The organism is Stenotrophomonas sepilia, from assembly GCF_003244875.1.
Classification (GTDB): Bacteria; Pseudomonadota; Gammaproteobacteria; order Xanthomonadales; family Xanthomonadaceae; genus Stenotrophomonas; species Stenotrophomonas sepilia.
In genome coordinates this window covers 42,140-60,391 of record NZ_LXXZ01000048.1, presented here as the reverse complement: position 1 = coordinate 60,391, position 18,252 = coordinate 42,140, and the positions used below count along the sequence as shown (strand labels likewise).

Annotated in this window: 14 protein-coding genes; 7 read left to right on the top strand and 7 right to left on the bottom strand. The window is 68.2% G+C overall.

Translation table 11 applies throughout. The features are described from left to right. Window positions 1-30: 30 nt before the first annotated feature. Window positions 31-3,573, top strand: a complete 3,543-nt coding sequence (locus A7X97_RS08990) for a hybrid sensor histidine kinase/response regulator (protein ID WP_111007835.1) — start codon at window positions 31-33, stop codon at window positions 3,571-3,573. 96 nt (window positions 3,574-3,669) lie between these two features. Continuing rightward, window positions 3,670-7,197, top strand: coding sequence for a hybrid sensor histidine kinase/response regulator (locus tag A7X97_RS08985; RefSeq protein ID WP_111007834.1), 3,528 nt, complete (start codon window positions 3,670-3,672; stop codon window positions 7,195-7,197). A 336-nt stretch (window positions 7,198-7,533) separates the two neighbouring features. Here the strand turns inward: A7X97_RS08985 and mdtD are convergent, their stop codons facing one another. The 5 genes from mdtD to A7X97_RS08960 all read right to left on the bottom strand — a co-directional run bounded on the left by mdtD (window position 7,534) and on the right by A7X97_RS08960 (window position 12,137). Then, window positions 7,534-8,943: a multidrug transporter subunit MdtD gene (mdtD, locus tag A7X97_RS08980; protein WP_005418383.1), complete on the bottom strand. Its 1,410-nt coding sequence runs from the start codon at window positions 8,941-8,943 to the stop codon at window positions 7,534-7,536. 92 nt (window positions 8,944-9,035) lie between these two features. Beyond that, entirely contained in the window at window positions 9,036-10,118 is a 1,083-nt protein-coding gene (gene hemE, locus A7X97_RS08975; protein ID WP_111007833.1) for a uroporphyrinogen decarboxylase, read from the bottom strand. 25 nt (window positions 10,119-10,143) lie between these two features. Beyond that, window positions 10,144-10,383: a WGR domain-containing protein gene (locus A7X97_RS08970; RefSeq protein ID WP_088496808.1), complete on the bottom strand. Its 240-nt coding sequence runs from the start codon at window positions 10,381-10,383 to the stop codon at window positions 10,144-10,146. A gap of 102 nt (window positions 10,384-10,485) precedes the next feature. Continuing rightward, window positions 10,486-11,598 (bottom strand): 3-dehydroquinate synthase, encoded by a 1,113-nt coding sequence (aroB, locus tag A7X97_RS08965; protein WP_088496809.1) that lies wholly within the window; start codon window positions 11,596-11,598, stop codon window positions 10,486-10,488. After that, on the bottom strand, window positions 11,595-12,137 hold the full coding sequence (locus A7X97_RS08960; protein ID WP_061478864.1) for a shikimate kinase: 543 nt from the start codon (window positions 12,135-12,137) through the stop codon (window positions 11,595-11,597). Before A7X97_RS08960 ends, aroB begins: the two co-directional genes overlap by 4 nt. Window positions 12,138-12,235: 98 nt before the next feature. Between A7X97_RS08960 and A7X97_RS08955 the strand changes: the two genes are divergently transcribed. After that, window positions 12,236-12,439, top strand: coding sequence for a dodecin family protein (locus A7X97_RS08955; RefSeq protein WP_005410663.1), 204 nt, complete (start codon window positions 12,236-12,238; stop codon window positions 12,437-12,439). A gap of 6 nt (window positions 12,440-12,445) precedes the next feature. Here A7X97_RS08955 and A7X97_RS08950 read toward each other — a convergent pair whose 3' ends face one another. Further along, window positions 12,446-13,273 (bottom strand): kinase, encoded by an 828-nt coding sequence (locus A7X97_RS08950; RefSeq protein WP_088496810.1) that lies wholly within the window; start codon window positions 13,271-13,273, stop codon window positions 12,446-12,448. Window positions 13,274-13,313: 40 nt separating this feature from the next. Between A7X97_RS08950 and pdxH the strand changes: the two genes are divergently transcribed. After that, on the top strand, window positions 13,314-13,913 hold the full coding sequence (gene pdxH / locus A7X97_RS08945; RefSeq protein ID WP_088496811.1) for a pyridoxamine 5'-phosphate oxidase: 600 nt from the start codon (window positions 13,314-13,316) through the stop codon (window positions 13,911-13,913). Between the two features lie 9 nt (window positions 13,914-13,922). Continuing rightward, window positions 13,923-14,282, top strand: a complete 360-nt coding sequence (locus tag A7X97_RS08940) for a YqfO family protein (protein ID WP_088496812.1) — start codon at window positions 13,923-13,925, stop codon at window positions 14,280-14,282. A 57-nt stretch (window positions 14,283-14,339) separates the two neighbouring features. Here the strand turns inward: A7X97_RS08940 and prpR are convergent, their stop codons facing one another. Next, window positions 14,340-15,923, bottom strand: coding sequence for a propionate catabolism operon regulatory protein PrpR (gene prpR / locus A7X97_RS08935; protein WP_088496813.1), 1,584 nt, complete (start codon window positions 15,921-15,923; stop codon window positions 14,340-14,342). A gap of 154 nt (window positions 15,924-16,077) precedes the next feature. On the opposite strand from prpR, the gene prpB reads away from it, so the two are divergent. Continuing rightward, window positions 16,078-16,971, top strand: coding sequence for a methylisocitrate lyase (gene prpB / locus A7X97_RS08930; RefSeq protein ID WP_088496824.1), 894 nt, complete (start codon window positions 16,078-16,080; stop codon window positions 16,969-16,971). Between the two features lie 35 nt (window positions 16,972-17,006). Further along, the gene (gene prpC / locus A7X97_RS08925) at window positions 17,007-18,164 is read left to right on the top strand and encodes a bifunctional 2-methylcitrate synthase/citrate synthase (RefSeq protein WP_005418357.1); all 1,158 of its coding nucleotides are present in this window, start codon (window positions 17,007-17,009) and stop codon (window positions 18,162-18,164) included. Window positions 18,165-18,252 lie beyond the last annotated feature (88 nt).

Below are 18,252 nucleotides of genomic sequence, written 5' to 3'. Positions count from 1 at the left end.
TGACAATCGGCGCAGGACAGGGGGTTCAGGATGACGAGCGGCTGGCGCCTGTGGTGCCGTGGCATCGCAGGTATGGGACTGCTGCTGGTGGCGATGGCCACGGCGGCTGCGACCCTGCACATGGCAGAAACACCACGCCTGCGCCGCTTCGGTGCCGCCGAAGGCTTGCCGTCTCGCATGGTGGTGGCGCTGGCCGAGGATCGCCAGGGCCACGTATGGGCCGCCACCGATGGTGGACTCGCCCGCTATGACGGCAACAGCCTGCGGGTCTGGGAGCACGACCCGGAACAGCCGGGCTCGTTGCCAGGCAACGAGATCGAGACCCTGCTGATCGACCCGCTGGACCGGGTCTGGGTGGGCATCAATGGCAAGGGCGTGGCACGCCTGGATGCCGACCGCGAACGCTTCCAGACCTTCGATACGGTCAATTCCACCTGCCAGGGGCAGTTCTGGGCACTGGCCTATGTCGACGACGCCTTGTGGATCGGGACCAACAACCATGGCGTCTGCCGTTTCGGCGAAGACGGCAGCGTGCGCCTCTACACCCATGATCCGGCGCACCCGGGTGGCCTGCCCAGCAACAGCATCTTCACCAGCCTGGTCGACGCGCGGGGCCGCCTGTGGGTCGGCACCGAAGCCGGTGTGGCGCGTTGGAACGGCAGCGGCTTCGAGCCGGTGGCCGCGCGGGAACTGGGTAGGCTGAGCGTGCTCCGGTTGAGCCGTGATGCAGACGGTTCGATCTGGGTAGGCAGCCAGAACGATGGCCTCTACCGCATCGATGGGCAGGACCGGGTCAGTCGCCCGCGATGGGCCGACAGTGCCCAGCTGCGGTCGGCCCTGGTCCTGGCCGATCGCCAGGGGGGCTACTGGGCGGGTACCTCCGATGGCCTGTTGCGAGGGGATGCGGCGGCGTTGCGCCGCCTGGAGGGGGACCGCGGCAGCGGCTTCCTGACCGCGCACAGCGGTGTGCTTGACCTGCTGCAGGACCACGAGGGCGGACTGTGGGTGGCGTTGCTGACCCAGGGCCTGGCCTATCTGCCACCGGACTGGCGGCGCTTCTCGATCTGGAACCAGCTCGACGGCAAGCCCCTGGACAGCCAGTACCTGTTGAGCGCGGCCAGCGATGGGAAGAACTACTACGTCGGCTCGGCGCGAGGGGTGTACCAGCTCGATGCGCAGGGCACCCTGCGTCTGCTGGCCAGCGACCGGCAGCTCGGCAACGGCGTGGTGTGGTCGGTGCTGCCGCGCCCGGATGGTCGCCTGTGGCTGGGACGCGGCGGCCGCATCACCGTCTACGATCCGGCCACCGGCGCATTGCGTGACCTGCGGATCGATGGCAGTGCCGACCTGCGCCAGCGCATCGACCTGATGCGGCAGGCCCCTGATGGCACGGTGTGGGTGTCGGTGATGGGCCTGGACCTGCAGCAGCGCGATGCAGAGGGCCGGCTGCTGCACAGTCATCCGCTGGAACATTTCCGCGGGACGGCCGATGCGCCGATCGAGCAGATTCGCTTCGACGCCCAAGGCCGGCCCTGGGTGATGGGCGACACGGGCATCTGGCGTGAGCAGGCCGGACGCTTCGAGGCAGTGCCCGGCGTGTCGCGCGGCCCGATCTACGATCTGGTATGGATCGATCCGCAGCAGTTGTGGCTGGCGCGCCAAGGCGCCTTCGAGCGCTACCAGTGGGATGGCATGAGCCTGCGCCTGATCCAGCGCATCGACGGCAGTGCGGGCGTGCCGCCGGTGACCATGGGGGGGCTGGCGCTGGCCGACAATGGCCAGCTCTGGGCCACGACGCCGCGCGGCCTGCTGCGGTGGGACCCGAAGACGCGGCGCCTGCAACAGTTCAACGAACGCGATGGCCTGTCCGATGCCGAGTTCACCGGTCGGCCACCTGCGGTGAATGCCGATGGCCGCGTGTTGGCGGTTACCCAGACCGGCCTGGTCGCCTTTGATGTGAATGCCGACGACACCGTGCTGCCGCCTTCATCGCTGGTGATCGCCGAAGTGCGTGTGCGGCGCGACGACGCACGCGGCTGGCAACCGTTGCCGCTTACTGGCACCCTGCTGCTGGGACCGGACGACCGCGATCTGCAGATCGATGCGCGGCTGCTGTCCTATGCCAGCCCGCAGGGCAACCGGTACCGCTTCCGCGTGCAGGGTTACGACCAGGACTGGGTGGAGCAGGGGGGCGATGGCCAGCGCACCCTGTCGCGGCTGCCGACCGGCCGCTATGTCATCGAGGTGCAGGCTGCGACTGCCCGGGGCACGTGGACGCCTTCGCAGCAGTTGCAGGTGAAGGTGCTGCCGCCGTGGTGGCGCAGCGGCATGGCGATATTCGGCTACATCCTGCTGGGGTCGTTGCTGCTGGTGGTTCTGGTCTGGTCGATCCGCGCGCGGTTGCGCCGCCGCCAGCAATGGCAGCTGACGGTGCACAAGCAGCAGCTGGCCGAGCAGGCCTCGCAGGCCAAGAGCCGTTTCCTGGCCACGCTGGGCCACGAAGTCCGCACGCCGATGACCGGCGTGCTGGGCATGAGCGAACTGCTGCTGGCGACCCCGCTGGATCCGGTGCAGCGCGGCTACGCCGGGTCCATCCAGCAGGCCGGCAGCCATCTGCTGCGGCTGGTCAACGATGCCCTGGACCTGGCCCGGATCGAAGCCGGGCGGCTGGAGCTGGACCTGCGCCCGTTCGATCTGGGGGAGCTGCTGGACCAGGTGCAGGGCCTGATGCAGCCGATGGCGCAGCAACGCCAGCTGGTGTTCCAGCGCGGCGAAGACCCGCCCGGGCCGATCAGTGTCAGTGGCGACGAGATGCGCGTGCGCCAGATCCTGCTGAACCTGCTCGGCAACGCGATCAAATTCACCGAGCGCGGCCACGTCGGCCTGGCCGTACGCCTGGAAGAAAAGGGCGGCCTGTGTTTCGAAGTCCATGACAGCGGCCCGGGCATCAACGCCGAGCAGCAGCAGCGCCTGTTCCATCGTTTCGAACAGGCCGACGGCCCGCGTACCGCGTCGCGCTACGGCGGCAGTGGCCTGGGGTTGGCGATCTGCCAGGAACTGGCGGTGGCGATGGGGGGGCGCATCGAAGTGGACAGCCAGCCTGGCAAGGGCGCGCGGTTCCGCGTGCGCCTGCCCCTGCCCTGGACGCGCCAGGCCGCCAACAGTGCGGGCGACGTGGCGGCCCTGCCGGAACTGCCGCCGCTGCGCATCCTGCTGGTCGAGGACGATGCCACGGTGGCCGAGGTCATCGCCGGCCTGCTGCGCGTGCGCGGGCATGAGGTGGTCCACGTGCTGCATGGCCTGGGCGCGCTGTCGGAGATCGCCACCGATGGTTTCGACGTCGGCCTGCTCGATCTCGATCTGCCCGCGCTGGATGGTACGGCCATCGCCCGCCAGCTGCGCACCATGGGCTATGAACTGCCGCTGGTGGCGGTGACCGCCCGTTCCGATGCCTATGCCGAAACCCAGGTGCTGGCCGCAGGCTTCGATGGCTTCCTGCGCAAGCCGGTGACCGGCGACCTGCTGGTGACGGCCATCGCCCAGGCGCGTGCGAAACGACAGGCGACCGCGTGACGACGCCGACGCCGGGCGTGAACGGCGCGACTTTCGGTTTACCATGCCGACGCCCGCTGCGCGGGAATCATCAGGACCAGCGTGAGGAGGCAATCGGTGGTGTATCTGCGGGCGGCGATGCTGCTGCTGGTCCTCCTGTGCTGCGCGTTGCCCGCTGCGGCACAGCCGGTGCCTCCGAGCCCGCGGCAGGTGACGGTGTTCGATGGCCTGCCGTCCAATACCGTCAACCGCATGGCCGAGGACCGTTACGGCTACCTGTGGATCGCCACCAACGATGGCCTGGCCCGCTATGACGGCCGCACCTACCGCGTGTGGCGTTCCGAGGATGGACTGCGTGACAACCGCATCTGGACGGTGCTGGTCGATGCCCGCAACCAGTTGTGGATAGGCACCGAGAACGCCGGCCTGGTGCGCATGTCGGCCGACCGCCGCCAGCTGCACTTCTACGACCGCAGCAGCCAGCCGTTGATGGGTACCAACACGGTCTGGAGCCTGGCCAGCACGCCTGATGGCTCGATCTGGTTCGGTACCCACGAAGGCGGCCTGTACCGCCTGGACAGCCAGGATCGCCTGCAGCGCTTCCTGCCCGAGCCGAACAATCCGCGCAGCCTGCCTTCGTCGTCGGTGCCCTACCTGGCCACGCTGGCCGATGGCAGCCTGTGGATCGGCACCAAGCATGGCGTGGCGCGCTGGACCGGGACCGACTTCGAGCGTGTCGGTACGGACATCATCCCCAGCCTGCTGATCAACGGGCTGACCGCCGAACCGGATGGCAGCCTGTGGATCAGCACGATGGCCGGCGCCACCGTGCGCCGCCCGGATGGCCGCTTCGAAGCCCCCCCGTGGAAGCTGCCGCCGGGCGAGCAGGTGCTGGGCATGATGCTGCGCGACGAGCAGGGCGGGCACTGGCTGGATACACGCACCGGGCTGGGGCGTGCGGTCGATGGCCAGTACCAGACCGTGCCGCTGTACAGCGTGATCGCGCGCGGTCCGGTACGGCCGAACTGGACCGGTGCCTACGAGGACCGCGAAGGTGGCATCTGGTTGGCCAGCACCAATGCCGGGCTGTGGCACCTGCTGCCACGCTGGTGGCAGTTCTCGGTGCTGTCGCGCCTGGAGGACGACCCCAGCTCGCTGCGCAATGCGCTCGTGCTGGGTACCAGCCCCTCCAGCAACGGCGGCGTCTGGACGGTGGGCAGCCATGGCGCGCTGGACCGCTTCGATCCGAAGACCGGCAGGATCGAGCAGCATCGCACCTGGGTCAACGGCATGCACTGGTTGACCTCGGTGCGTGAGGACCGGCGTGGGCAGGTCTGGATTGGATCAACCGATGCGCTGGTGCGCTACGACCCGCAGCGGCGCGAACTGCGTCGTTGGGGCCGTGATGCCGGTGCAGATGCGGCGATGGAAGGGGTCGTCGAAGCGATGATGACCTGCGACGGCGACAGCCTCTGGTTGATGCTGCCCGCAGGCCTGCAGCAGCGCGACCTCGACGGCCACGTGCGGCGCCAGCTGGACAATGGCCAGCGCGGCCTGCAGCAGGGCCAGCTCAACCTTGATGTGGAATGCGGGCCGCAGGACCACATCTGGCTGGCCAGCAGCCGTGGCCTGCTGCAGTGGCTGCCGGAAAGCGAGCGCTTCCAGCCGGTGCCGGGTGCGCCGGCAACGGCGATCCATGCGTTGCATGTGGGCCGTGACGGCCAGGTCTGGTTGTCCGAGGATGGTCGCCTGTCCCGTTACCGCTGGAGCCAGGGACGCCTGGAACGGCAGGCGGTGGTCGGTGCCGAACAGGGCTATCCGGCGATCTCCGCCTCCGGCCTGGTGGTGGATGCGCAGGGCGTGGCTTGGGCGACCAGCGCACGCGGCCTGGTACGCGTCAGTGCCGATGGGCAGAGCGTGCGCCTGTACGGCGTGCATGATGGGCTGCCCAGCCAGGAATTCCGCGAGCACACCTTGATCGCAGCGGCCGATGGCCACCTGGTGGCCGGAACGGCAGCGGGCGCGGTGGTGTTCGACCCGGAGCAGGTACGGCCTTCGGTCCGTCGCGCCCCGCTGGTGATCGAGCGGGTGGAAGTGCGCCGCAACGAGCAGGTGCTGGACATGACCCACGATGCGCCGTTGCAGATCGCCGATGGCGACCGCGACCTGCGCATCGTCGCGCGATTGCTGTCCTTCGCCGACTCGGCGTCCAATACGTACCGCTACCGCCTGGCCGGCTACGACCCCGATTGGGTCGAAGTCGGCCCGGCCGGCGAGCGCCTGTTCTCGCGCCTGGCGCCGGGCAGCTACCGGCTGGAAGTGCAGGCACGCTCGGCCGACCATGTGTGGTCGCGGGTGCAGAGCCTGGAATTCCGCGTGCAGCCGCCGTGGTGGCGCAGCCTGTCCGGCCTGCTGGTGCTGGCGTCGGTCGGGTTGCTGCTGACCAGCTGGTTCGCCTGGTTGTACCGACGCCGCCTGCAGCGGCGCCATGCCTACCAGCTGGCGCTGCACAAGCAGGAGCTTGCCGAGCAGGCCTCGGCGGCCAAGACCCGCTTCCTGGCCAACCTTGGCCATGAGATCCGCACGCCGATGACCGGCGTGCTGGGCATGAGCGAGCTGCTGCTGGCCTCGCCACTGGACCCGCAGCAGCGTGGCTACACGCAGTCGATCCGGCATGCGGGCGAGCACCTGCTGCACCTGGTCAACGATGCGCTGGACCTGGCGCGAATCGAGTCCGGGCGCCTGGAACTGCAGTCGCAGTCGTTTGCGTTGAATGGCCTGTTGCAGGATCTGGCGGCGCTGATGGGCCCGCTGGCTGCACAGAAGGGCCTGCGCTTCGTCCTCGACAATCAGCTGCCGCCGGGCCTGCAGGCGACCGGTGATGCCATGCGCGTGCGGCAGATCCTGCTCAACCTGCTGTCGAACGCAGTGAAATTCACCAGCCGCGGCACTATCACCCTGCACGCACGTTGCGATGGCGAGCTGCGCGCGCTGCACTTCGAGGTGCGCGATACCGGCCCAGGCATCAGCCAGGAACAGCAGCAGCGCCTGTTCCGTCGCTTCGAGCAGGCCGATGGTGCCCGTACCGCCGCGCAGTACGGTGGCAGTGGCCTCGGCCTGGCGATCTGCCGCGAGCTGGCGCATGCGATGCAGGGGCGGATCCAGGTGGAGAGCCAGCTGGGCCGGGGCACCTGTTTCGGCGTGACCTTGCCGTTGCCGCTGGTGGTGAACTGCGATGTCGAGGCATCGGCCGAGGCGAACCGCGACGAAGCGGCGAACATGCCGCCGCTGCGGGTGCTGCTGGTCGAGGACGATGCCACCGTGGCCGACGTGGTGCGTGGCCTGTTGAGCGCACGCGGCCACGAGGTGGTGCATGCCGGCCATGCGCTGGCGGCGCTGCGCGAGGTCAGTGCCGGCGATTTCGACGTCGGCCTGCTGGATCTGGACCTGCCGGGCCTGAGCGGTTTCGAACTGGCCCAGCACCTGCGCAACCAGGGCTACATGCTGCCGTTGCTGGCGGTGACCGCACGCATCGATCCGGACCTGCAGCAGCAGGTGGAAGCAGCCGGCATCGGCGGCTTCCTGCGCAAGCCGGTGACTGGTGAGCTGTTGGTGGAAGCGATCGCCAGGGTCACGGGTAGGTAGGTTCTGCAGGGCCTGTGGACCCACCCCGCCTTCGACAGAATTCTGCGAGCTGTTGAAATGGCGTGGGGTCAGATCGATTTCGATATCTGACAGATGTGTCGACCAAGGTCGACACCTACCAAGAGCCGCCGGAATCCGTCAGAGGTGGGGCGGTGTCGCAGTGCGGGGTGTCAGCCGCATGGATGCGGCTGCCAAGCCTACAGGGACGTACTTGCGGCGTCCCCGCACTGCGACACCGCCCCGCCAACCCACGGAATGCCGCTTTGGCTGTTGCTGTTGCCGGCCAGCAGCCGGCACTACCGCGGGTGCAGGGCCGCAGGCCCTGCCGAACCACCCTCACTCCGCGACGTGCTCGACCTGCCGCGGTTCGGGCTTGGTGTCAGGCAGCTGCCAGAAGATCATCGTCGAGGTCAGGGTGATGGCGCCCACGCACAGGAATGTGGCATGCAGCGCGGCGGTCGCGCTGTTGCTGTCCAGGTGATTGCCGAACGCGGCCAGCAGGCTGCCGGCCGCCGCGGCGCCGAAACCGGCGGCCAGCATCATCACCATCGACAGCAGGCTGTTGCCGGAACTGGCGAATTCGCGGTCAAGGTCGCGCAGCGTCACGGTGTTCATCACGGTGAACTGCAGTGAATTGACCGCGCCGAAGAATGCAAGCTGCACCAGGCGCCAGGCCAGGTGCTGGCCGGGTGTCATCAGGATGAAGCTGGCCATTGCCAGCCCCACCAGCACGGTGTTGGTCATCAGCACGCGGCGGTAGCCGTAACGTTCGACCAGCTTCACTGCCAGTTTCTTTGAGACCATGCCGGCGGCCGCCACCGGTACCATCATCAGGCCGGCGTTCATCGGGCCCAGACCGAGGCCGACCTGCAGCAGCAGCGGGATCAGCATCGGCATGGCGCTGCTGCCGATGCGCGAGAACAGGTTGCCGAGGATTCCGATGCGGTAGCTGGGTACGCGGAACAGGGCCAGCGAGAACAAGGGCGCGGTGGAATTGGCTGCATGCAGCCAGTAGCCCACCAGCGCAGCCAGGCCCGCGACCGTCATCAGCATCACCAGCGCGTGCGGGGTGCCGAGTCCGGAGATGCCGTCCAATGCCAGCGACAGCACCACCATCGCAAAGGCCAGCATGATGTAGCCGCGCAGGTCGAAACGGGTGCGATGGCTGGCGTAGTGGTCGGGCATGATCTTCATCGCGGCGATGAAACCGATCACGCCGATCGGCAGGTTGATCAGGAACACCCAGTGCCATGAGGCGATCTCGACCAGCCAGCCGCCCAGCGTCGGGCCGATCAGCGGGCCGACCAGCGCGGGGATGGCGATGAAGCTCATCGCGCGCAGGAAATCCTCGCGCGGCACCGAGCGCATCACCGCCAGCCGGCCGACCGGCAGCAGCATCGCACCGCCGATGCCCTGCAGCACGCGCGCGCCAACCAGCTGGTGCAGGTGCTGGGCCAACGCGCAGGCCAGCGAGCCGAGGGTGAACAGAATGATCGCCACCAGGAAGGTGCGCCGGGTGCCATAGCGGTCGGCGATCCAGCCCGAGGCGGGAATGAACGTGGCGACCGCCAGCGCATAGCTGAACACCACCGACTGCATCTGCAGCGGGCTCTCGCCCAGGCTGGCCGCCATCGCCGGCAACGCCGTGTTGACGATGGTCGAGTCCAGCATCTGCATGAAAATCGCCAGGGACACCAGCCACAGCAGGGGACGCTGGCGGTTGTAGGTCGATGGCGATGTGGACATGGGGTGCGGCCGGTGCAACGTGGGGGCGGCCATGATCGCGCACTGCGGGTCACGGCGCGATCAACATCGCGCCGTGATGGCATGCGGAATGCTCAGCGTTGGCTGTGCGCGTGCACCGCGTCGACCAGGACCTGCACGTGCGCCGGGTCCATGTCCGGCGACATGCCGTGGCCGAGGTTGAACACATGGCCTTCGCGCGAGCCGCCGTTGCCGGCGGCATAGATGTCGAGCACGCGCGCTGCGGCCGTGGCGATCGCATCCGGCGAGGCGTACAGCGTGGTCGGGTCGAGGTTGCCCTGCAGGGCGACGCGACCACCGGTGCGGCGCATTGCTTCGTCCAGGTCCAGCGTCCAGTCCAGGCCAAGTGCATCGGCGCCTGTCTGCGACAGTGCTTCCAGGTGCAGGCCGGTACCCTTGCCGAACAGGATCAGCGGCGTGCGCTCGCTGCCTTCGCCGCGATCCAGGCCCTGTGCAATCCGCTGCAGGTAACGCAGCGAGAACTCGCGGTACATCGCCGGGGACAGCACGCCACCCCAGGTGTCGAACACCTGCAGCGCCTGCGCACCGGCCGCGCGTTGCGCACCGAGGTAGGCGATCACCGCTTCGGTGGTGACCTCCAGCAGGCGGTGCAGCGCCTGCGGATGGTTCAGCGCCATCGCCTTGATGCGTGCGAAATCCTTGCTGCCGCCGCCTTCCACCATGTAGCAGGCCAGCGTCCAGGGGCTGCCGGAGAAGCCGATCAGCGGCACCTGGCCGTCCAGCTCGCGGCGGATCAGGCGTACCGCATCCATCACGTAGCCCAGGTCCTGCTCCATGTCCGGCACCGCCAGCTTGGCGATGGCCGCTTCATCACGTACCGGGTGGCGGAACTTCGGGCCTTCGCCTTCGACGAAGTACAGCTCCAGGCCCATCGCATCGGGAATGGTGAGGATGTCCGAGAACAGGATGGCTGCGTCCAGCGGGAAGCGGCGCAGCGGCTGCAGGGTGACTTCGCAGGCGATCTCCGGGGTCTTGGCCATGGCCAGGAAGCTACCGGCCTTGGTCCGGGTCGCGCGGTATTCCGGCAGGTAGCGGCCGGCCTGGCGCATCAGCCAGACGGGGGTGCAGTCCACCGGTTCGCGGCGCAGGGCGCGCAGCAGGCGATCGTTGCGGAGAGGGCTGGTCACGATGGGCATTCCTTGGACGGGAGGAGCAGCGGCGTCAGTCGCCGTGCGAAAGGATCTGGAAGCCGCGATGCAGTTCGGCATCGCGGGCCTTCTCGAAGGCGTGGCGGGCGTCGTCGGCCTGCAGGAACAGCTCGCGCCGCAGCTGCGAGCGGCTGCCGACGCGGTCGCTCTCGCGCAGCAGCTCCCAACCGCCGAACAGGTCCGGCTGCAGGCTCAGGCGCAGGAAACGCGGTGCCTGCGCACCGGCGTCGGGATGTTGCAGGTAGACGTGCATGGCGCCGATTGTAGCGGGGCAGGGGTGACCCCTGCCGCAACGTGGCAGTGCCGGCCGCTGGCCGGCAACTTCATGCGTGGACAAGCCGGCCAGCGGCCGGCTCTACCTGGCTGACAGCACCTTCAGCACCGCCGCCTCATCCACGTCCGGCACCACTTCGGCGCGGCCCATGCCGCGCCACAGCACCAGGCGCAGGCGGCCGGCCACATTCTTCTTGTCCAGGCGCATGCGGCCGAGCAGGGCCTGCGGGTCCAGCCCGGCCGGGATCGCCACCGGCAGGCCGAGGCGTTCCAACAGTGCCTGCAGGCGAGCGCGGTCGGCGTCGTCGGCCAGGCCCAGGTCGGTGGACAGCTTTGCCGCCAGCACCATACCGACCGCCACGGCTTCGCCATGGTTCAGCGCATCGCGGCCCGGAGCCGAGTAGCCCTGCTCGGTCTCGATGGCATGGCCGAAGGTGTGGCCGAGATTGAGCAGGGCACGCTCGCCCTTCTCGAACGGATCGCGCTCGACGATGGCGGCCTTGTGCCGGCAGCTGCGCGCGATGGCTTCGGCCAGCGTGGTATCCTCGCCGGCCAGCAGCGCATCGGCATGCTGCTGCAGCCATTCGAAGAACACCGCATCGCCCAGCGCGCCGTACTTCACCACTTCGGCCAGGCCCGCGCGCAGTTCGCGCGGCGGCAGGGTAGCCAGCACGCGGGTATCAGCGATCACCGCACGCGGTGGATGGAACGCGCCGACCAGGTTCTTGCCGGCAGGGATGTCGACCGCGGTCTTGCCGCCCACCGACGAATCGACCATCGCCAACAGGGTGGTCGGCAGCTGCACGCAGTCCACGCCGCGCATCCAGCAGGCGGCGGCAAAACCGGCGAGATCACCGACCACGCCGCCGCCGAGGGCGAACACGCAGGCGTCGCGGGTGGCGCCGAGCGCGGCCAGCGCTTCGATGGCACGGCCGAATTCGGCCAGGGTCTTGGACGCTTCGCCGGCGGCCAGCACGTGCTCGCCGACGATCAGGTCGGGGCGTGCGGCGAGCAGCGTCTGCTTCACCGGCGCCAGATAGCGCGGGGCGACTTCGCTGTCGCTGAGCAGCAGCACATGGCGGCCGCGCACGTGTGAAACCAGTGCAGCGCCATCGGCCAGGGCACCGGCGCCGACGGTAATGGAGTACGGGCGATCGCCGCCAACGGCGACCTGCAGCAGGGCGGGGGAAGTCATGCGGTCATGTCCTGGCGCTGCCATTGCGTGGCCAGCTTGACTACCAGTTGGGCAGTCGCGTCGGCAGCGGTATACGGGTCGGTATCGAGGGTGAGGTCGGCCAGTTCTCGGTACAGCGGGTCGCGCTGTGCGGCCAGATCATGCAGTACCTGCTCGCGGTCCGGGCGCTGCAGCAGCGGCCTGCCCTTGTCGCGGGCCAGGCGCTCCAGCTGCGCGGCCACGCCGACCCGCAGGTAGACCACGAAGCCGCGCCGGGCAATCAATGCGCGGTTGCCGGGGTCCAGCACCGCGCCGCCGCCGGTGGAGACCAATTGGCCGCGGCCTTCCAGCACGCGGGCCAGGGCCTGCCGCTCATGGCTGCGGAAGCCGGCTTCGCCGGTGTGCTCGAAAATGGTCGGGATGCTGGCGCCGGCGGCATCGACGATGGCCTGGTCGACGTCCACGAAGTCCAGCGTGAAGCGCTCGGCCAGGCGGCGGCCGATGCAGGTTTTGCCGGCGCCCATCGGGCCGATCAGGATCAGGTTCGGAGCAGGATTCATGCCCTGTGATGCTAACACCTCCGTGCCCTGGCCTTTACGTCCTTCACGTCAGGGTAGGTGTTCCTGCGGGGTCTCCCGCGCCAGCCGGAGTACAGGCCATGACGGTCGCCAAGGTCATCGAAATCACCGCCTCCTCGCCGAAAAGCGTGGAGGACGCCGTGCGCAGTGGGCTGAAGAAGGTCTCCGAGACGGTCAAGGGCATCCAGGGCGCCTGGGTGAACGAGACCAAGGTGGTCACCAATGGCAGCGGCGAGATCACCGAGTGGCGGGTCAACCTGCGGGTGACCTTCCTGGTGGAATAGGCGCGCTCAGCGCACGTCTTGCACCTGGCGCTGGCCATCCAGTACCACCACGTGGTCGGCGAGGGCGGGCAGGGTGTGCAGTGCCTGTCGACTGACCCGCTCGTAGTACTGCACGAAGCGCTCCAGCTGTGGCCGGCTCATGCCGTGCCGGCCCGGCTGCGCGGCCTGCAGGTTCTGTTCCTGCTGCCAGCGCCAGCGCGGTACCACCGAGAAATCCGGCGGCTGAAGGAACCATAGCCGGTCGCAGCGCTGCCACAGCGCCGGGTAGTCGCGGGCCAGCGCCTGGTTGCACCAGCGCCGCCAGCGGCCATCGGCGTCGGCCTCGCGTTCCAGTGCGTTCAACGGGCTGTCCAGCGCGTCGTCATCCTGCGCGGGCGTGCCCAGGAACCAGCCTTCGAACACCAGCAGGTCCAGCGGTTGTTGCAGGCGCGGCCATTGCGCTTCTGGCAGGCGTTCGTCGGCCAGCTTGTCGAAACGCGGCATCGCGAAGGGCTGGCGTGCGGCCACCGCATCCAGCACTGCGTGGGCCAGCGGCAGGTCATGGGTGGCCGGCGGGCCCCGGGTGATCAGCAGTGGATGCACCTGGCGGGCAAGCCGTTGGCGCTGTGCGCGGGTCAGGTAGACATCATCGATTGACAGCGTGGCCGCGTTCAGGCCGCGCGCCTGGGCGCGGGCCACGACCTGCGCGGCCAGCGTCGATTTGCCGCTCCCCTGCAGGCCGCTGATCGCCAATACTGGAACCGCTGCGCCACTGCCCAGTGCGTCGTCCAGCACCTGTTCGGCCAATGTTTCGGGGAATCCTTTCACCTGGGGCATATACGCAGCAGCGACCATGCAGCCACAATAGCCCAATCCGTGTGAGAAGAACGCAATCATGAGCGACCTGTACGCCGAAGCCCTGTCCACGTTTGCCAGCCTGTTCGAAGAGGCCAGGCAGAGCCGCGAGGTCGAGCCGAACGCCATGACCGTGGCGACCGCCGATACGCACGGCCGTCCCTCGGCGCGCACCGTGCTGCTGAAGGCGTTCGATGAGCGTGGCTTCGTGTTCTACACCCACCTGGGCAGCCACAAGGGCCGGGAGCTGCAGGCCAATCCGCAGGCTGCACTGCTGTTCCTGTGGCGCAGCCTGCGCGAGGCCGGCATCCAGGTGCGCATCGAAGGTCGTGTCGAGCAGGTGGCCGATGCAGAGGCCGATGCCTATTTCGCCAGCCGCCCGCGCATGAGCCAGATCGGTGCCTGGGCCTCGCAGCAGTCGAAGACGCTGGCCACGCGCGAGGAGTTCGACGCGCGCGTGGCCGAGGTCGAAGCCCGCTTCGAGGGCCAGGACGTTCCGCGCCCGGACGGCTGGAGCGGCCTGCGCGTGGTGCCTGACCGCATCGAGTTCTGGTACGGCGCGCAGTTCCGCCTGCACGAGCGCTGGTGCTATGAAGCCGGTGCTGAAGGGCGCTGGAGCAAGCGACTGCTGTACCCGTAAGGCTGACTGATGCAACGCCTGCCGCTGTACCGCGTGGTGGTGTTCGTGCCGTCGGCAGCACTGGACGCAGTGAAGCAGGGCATCCTTGCGGTGGATGCCCTGGCGGCGGGTGACTACGAGCACGGCATGTGGTGGTCGGCGCCGGGGTTCGAGCAGTTCCGCCCGCGGGTGGGTGCATCGCCCGTCCAGGGGCAGGAGGGGCGCACGGAAGTGGTTGACAGCGTGCGCCTGGAGTTCTGCCTGCCTCGGGATCCGCAGCGGTTGCAGCGCATCTTCGAGCAGGGCATCGTGCCGCATCATCCGTGGCGGGTGCCGGTGGTGCAGGTGGAGGAAGTCGAGCTGCTGCTGACGGGTGGGCAGCCGTTGTAGAGCCGAGCCCATGCTCGGCTGATGTTTCCGCACGCGCAGCCGAGCATGGGCCCGGCTCTACAGCCCCTCCGCGCGCAGCCAGCGCCACAGCGTGGTGCGGGATACCCCTAACGCCTGTGCCATGCCCTCACGGTCATTGCGGTGATCCTGCAACAGCGTTTCCAACTGCGCGCGCGGCGGACGCTTGCCGTTGCTTTCCAGCGGCAACATGGTGGCGCTTTCTTTCACCAGTTCGGGCGCGAGCTGCAGCAGACGCGCTGCATCGATCAATCCTTCCCCAGGCTGCCAGTGGATGCGTAGTCGATCCACCAGATTGCGCAGTTCGCGCACGTTTCCCGGCCACTCGGCCGCGCTCAGTACCGCCAGTGCCTCCGCATCCAATGGCGCGTCGATGCCACGCAGCTTGCGGAAGAAGTGCTGTGCCAGCAGCGGGATGTCACTGCGCCGCGCACGCAGCGGGGGCAGGGCGATGCGTAGTGCGGCCAGCCGGTAATACAGGTCGCGACGGAAGCTGCCGGTCGCCGCGCGCTGCTCCAGCGACTGCAGGGTGGCGGCCACCACGCGCAGGTCGACTGCGGTCGGTTCGGTAGCGCCGACACGCAGCACCTCGCGTTCTTCCAGCACGCGCAGCAGGCGGGTCTGCAACGGCAGCGGCAGTTCGCCGATTTCATCCAGGAACAACGTACCGCCATCGGCGGCCTCGACCAGGCCGACGCGACCACCGCGCCGTGCACCCGTGAAGGCGCCATCGCTGTAGCCGAACAGTTCCGCTTCCAGCAGTGATTCGCTGATGGCGCCGCAGTTCAGCGCCACGAAGCGTCCGCGACGGCCACTGGCTGCGTGCAGCTGCCGCGCCACCAGCTCCTTGCCGGTGCCGGTTTCGCCGGTCACCAGTACGGTGCTGTCATGCGGTGCATAGAGCGCGATCTGTGCGCGCACCTGGGCCATCGCTTGGCTGTCGCCGAGCAGTTCATGCGCATCGGCACGCGCTGCCGGGCGCCGGCGCGGGGCGGCGTGGTTGCCGCCGGAGCGGGCCAGGGCCTGGGTCAGCTCCAGCGCATGTTCGAACGCCTGCCGCACCGAGTCAGCCGAATAGAGCAGCACGCCGGGCAGGCCGGCCTGCTCGGCATGGTCGATGGCCATGCCGGTGCCGACGATGACCTCGATGCCGTTGGCGCGCAGGTCGGCGATGCAGTCGCGCGCATCCTCGCGGGTGACGAAGCGGCGGTGCTCGATATCCAGGCCGAAACTCTGCTGGAAGTTGCTGAACGCCGGTACGTCGCTGGCGTGGGTGACCAGGCCGATGCGGCTGGCGATGCGGCGGGCACGGGCCAACGCTTCCATCAGGTCGAAGCCATTGGCCTGGATCGGCACCAGTGGCAGCTCCAGCCGACCGCGCAGCCAGGCCGCGTTGGAGCCGCCGGCGATCACCACGTCGCAGTGCTCGCGGCGCAGCCGTTGGCCGATCACGTCCACCGCTTCCTCGAAGCCGAGGTTGATCTGCTCGATGCGCGCACGGCGGTCGAACTCGGGAATGACGTCGCCGAGCAGGCCGGTCAGGCGCGAAACGCTGACGGTCCAGATCACCGGGCGACCGGGGTCGGCGTCGGCGTGGCGCAGGAGGGAGCGGGGCAGGTACATGGCGGCGCGAGGTCGACGGGATGTTTCATGATACATCCGTTTCAATGTTTCATATGTTTCACTATCGCGTGGCGGTCATCCCCGTGAAATCAACGGCTTGCAGCTTGGCATGGTGCTTGCGGCTACCTATCCGTTCTCCAACCTGGATTGCCGCATGACCGCTTCCGCCCCTTTCTCCGCCGGTGCCCGCTTCCGTGAGGCGCTGGCTGCCGAATCGCCGCTGCAGGTGATCGGCGCCATCAACGCCAACCACGCCCTGCTGGCCAAGCGCGCCGGCTTCCGCGCCATCTATCTGTCCGGCGGCGGTGTTGCCGCGGGCTCGCTGGGCCTGCCGGATCTGGGCATCAACACCCTGGAAGACGTGCTGGTGGACGTGCGCCGCATCACCGATGTCTGCGACCTGCCGCTGATGGTTGACATCGACACCGGCTTCGGTCCGAGCGCGTTCAACATCGCGCGCACCGTGAAGTCGCTGATCAAGGCCGGCGCGGCCGCCTGCCACATCGAAGACCAGGTCGGCGCCAAGCGCTGCGGTCACCGTCCGGGCAAGGAAATCGTCTCGCAGGGTGAAATGGTGGACCGGGTGAAGGCGGCCGCCGATGCCAGGACCGATCCGGACTTCTTCCTGATCGCGCGTACCGACGCCATCCAGGTGGACGGCGTGGACAAGGCCATCGAGCGCGCCATCGCCTGTGTCGAGGCCGGTGCCGACGGCATCTTCGCCGAGGCCGCCTACGATCTGGATACCTACCGCCGCTTCGTCGACGCGGTGAAGGTGCCGGTGCTGGCCAACATCACCGAATTCGGTGCCACCCCGCTGTTCAGCCGCGATGAACTGGCTTCGGCCGGAGTTGCGATCCAGCTGTTCCCGCTGTCGGCGTTCCGCGCGGCCAACAAGGCGGCCGAGAACGTCTACCAGGCGGTGCGCCGCGATGGCCACCAGCGCAACGTGGTGGAAACCATGCAGACCCGCGAAGAACTCTACGACCGCATCGGCTACCACGCCTTCGAGCAGCAGCTCGATGCGCTGTTCGCCGCCAAGAAATAAGCAGTACCCTGCACCATCAAGTTTCGGAGGGAAACATGAACGATACGACCGCAACCCCGACCTTCAAGCCGAAGAAGTCCGTCGCCCTGTCCGGCACCGCCGCCGGCAACACCGCGCTGTGCAGCGTGGGCCGCAGTGGCAACGACCTGCATTACCGTGGCTACGACATCCTGGACCTGGCCAACACCAGCGAGTTCGAGGAAATCGCCTACCTGCTGGTGCACGGCAAGCTGCCGACCCGCGCCGAGCTGGTTTCGTACAAGGCCAAGCTGAAGTCGCTGCGTGGCATCCCGGCCGCGGTGAAGGCCGCGCTGGAAGAACTGCCGCCGTCGGCACACCCGATGGACGTGATGCGCACCGGTGTGTCCGTGCTCGGCTGCGTGGCGCCGGAGAAGGATGACCACAACCATCCGGGCGCGCGCGACATTGCCGACAAGCTGATGGCCTGCCTCGGCTCGATGCTGCTGTACTGGTACCACTGGAGCCACAACGGCCGTGCCATCGACGTGGAAACCGACGATGACTCGATCGGTGGCCACTTCCTGCACCTGCTGCACGGCGAGAAGCCGCAGGACTCGTGGGTGAAGGCGATGCACACCTCGCTGATCCTGTACGCCGAGCACGAGTTCAACGCCTCGACCTTCACCTGTCGTGTCATCGCCGGTACCGGCAGCGACATGTACAGCGCGATCTGCGGTGGCATCGGCGCACTGCGTGGCCCGAAGCACGGCGGCGCCAATGAAGTGGCGTTCGAAGTGCAGAAGCGCTACGACAATCCGGATGAGGCCGAGGAAGACATCAAGGCCCGCGTCGAGCGCAAGGAAGTGGTGATCGGCTTCGGCCATCCGGTCTACACCGTGTCCGATCCGCGCAACAAGGTGATCAAGGACGTGGCCCGCGAGCTGTCCGAAGAACAGTCGAGCATGAAGATGTACGACATCGCCGAGCGCCTGGAATCGGTGATGTGGGACATCAAGAAGATGTTCCCGAACCTGGACTGGTTCAGCGCCGTCAGCTACCACATGATGGGCGTGCCGACCGCGATGTTCACCCCGCTGTTCGTGATCGCGCGTACCGCCGGCTGGAGCGCGCACATCATCGAGCAGCGCATCGACGGCAAGATCATCCGCCCGAGCGCCAACTACATCGGTCCGGAAGACCGCGACTTCGTCGCCATCGACAAGCGCGTCTGATCCACCTGCTGTCCCCATCCGGCCGGCCGCGTGCCGGCCGGATGCTTTCGCCGCCGCACCGCCGGCACCCGGCCCGCCCCAAGCATTC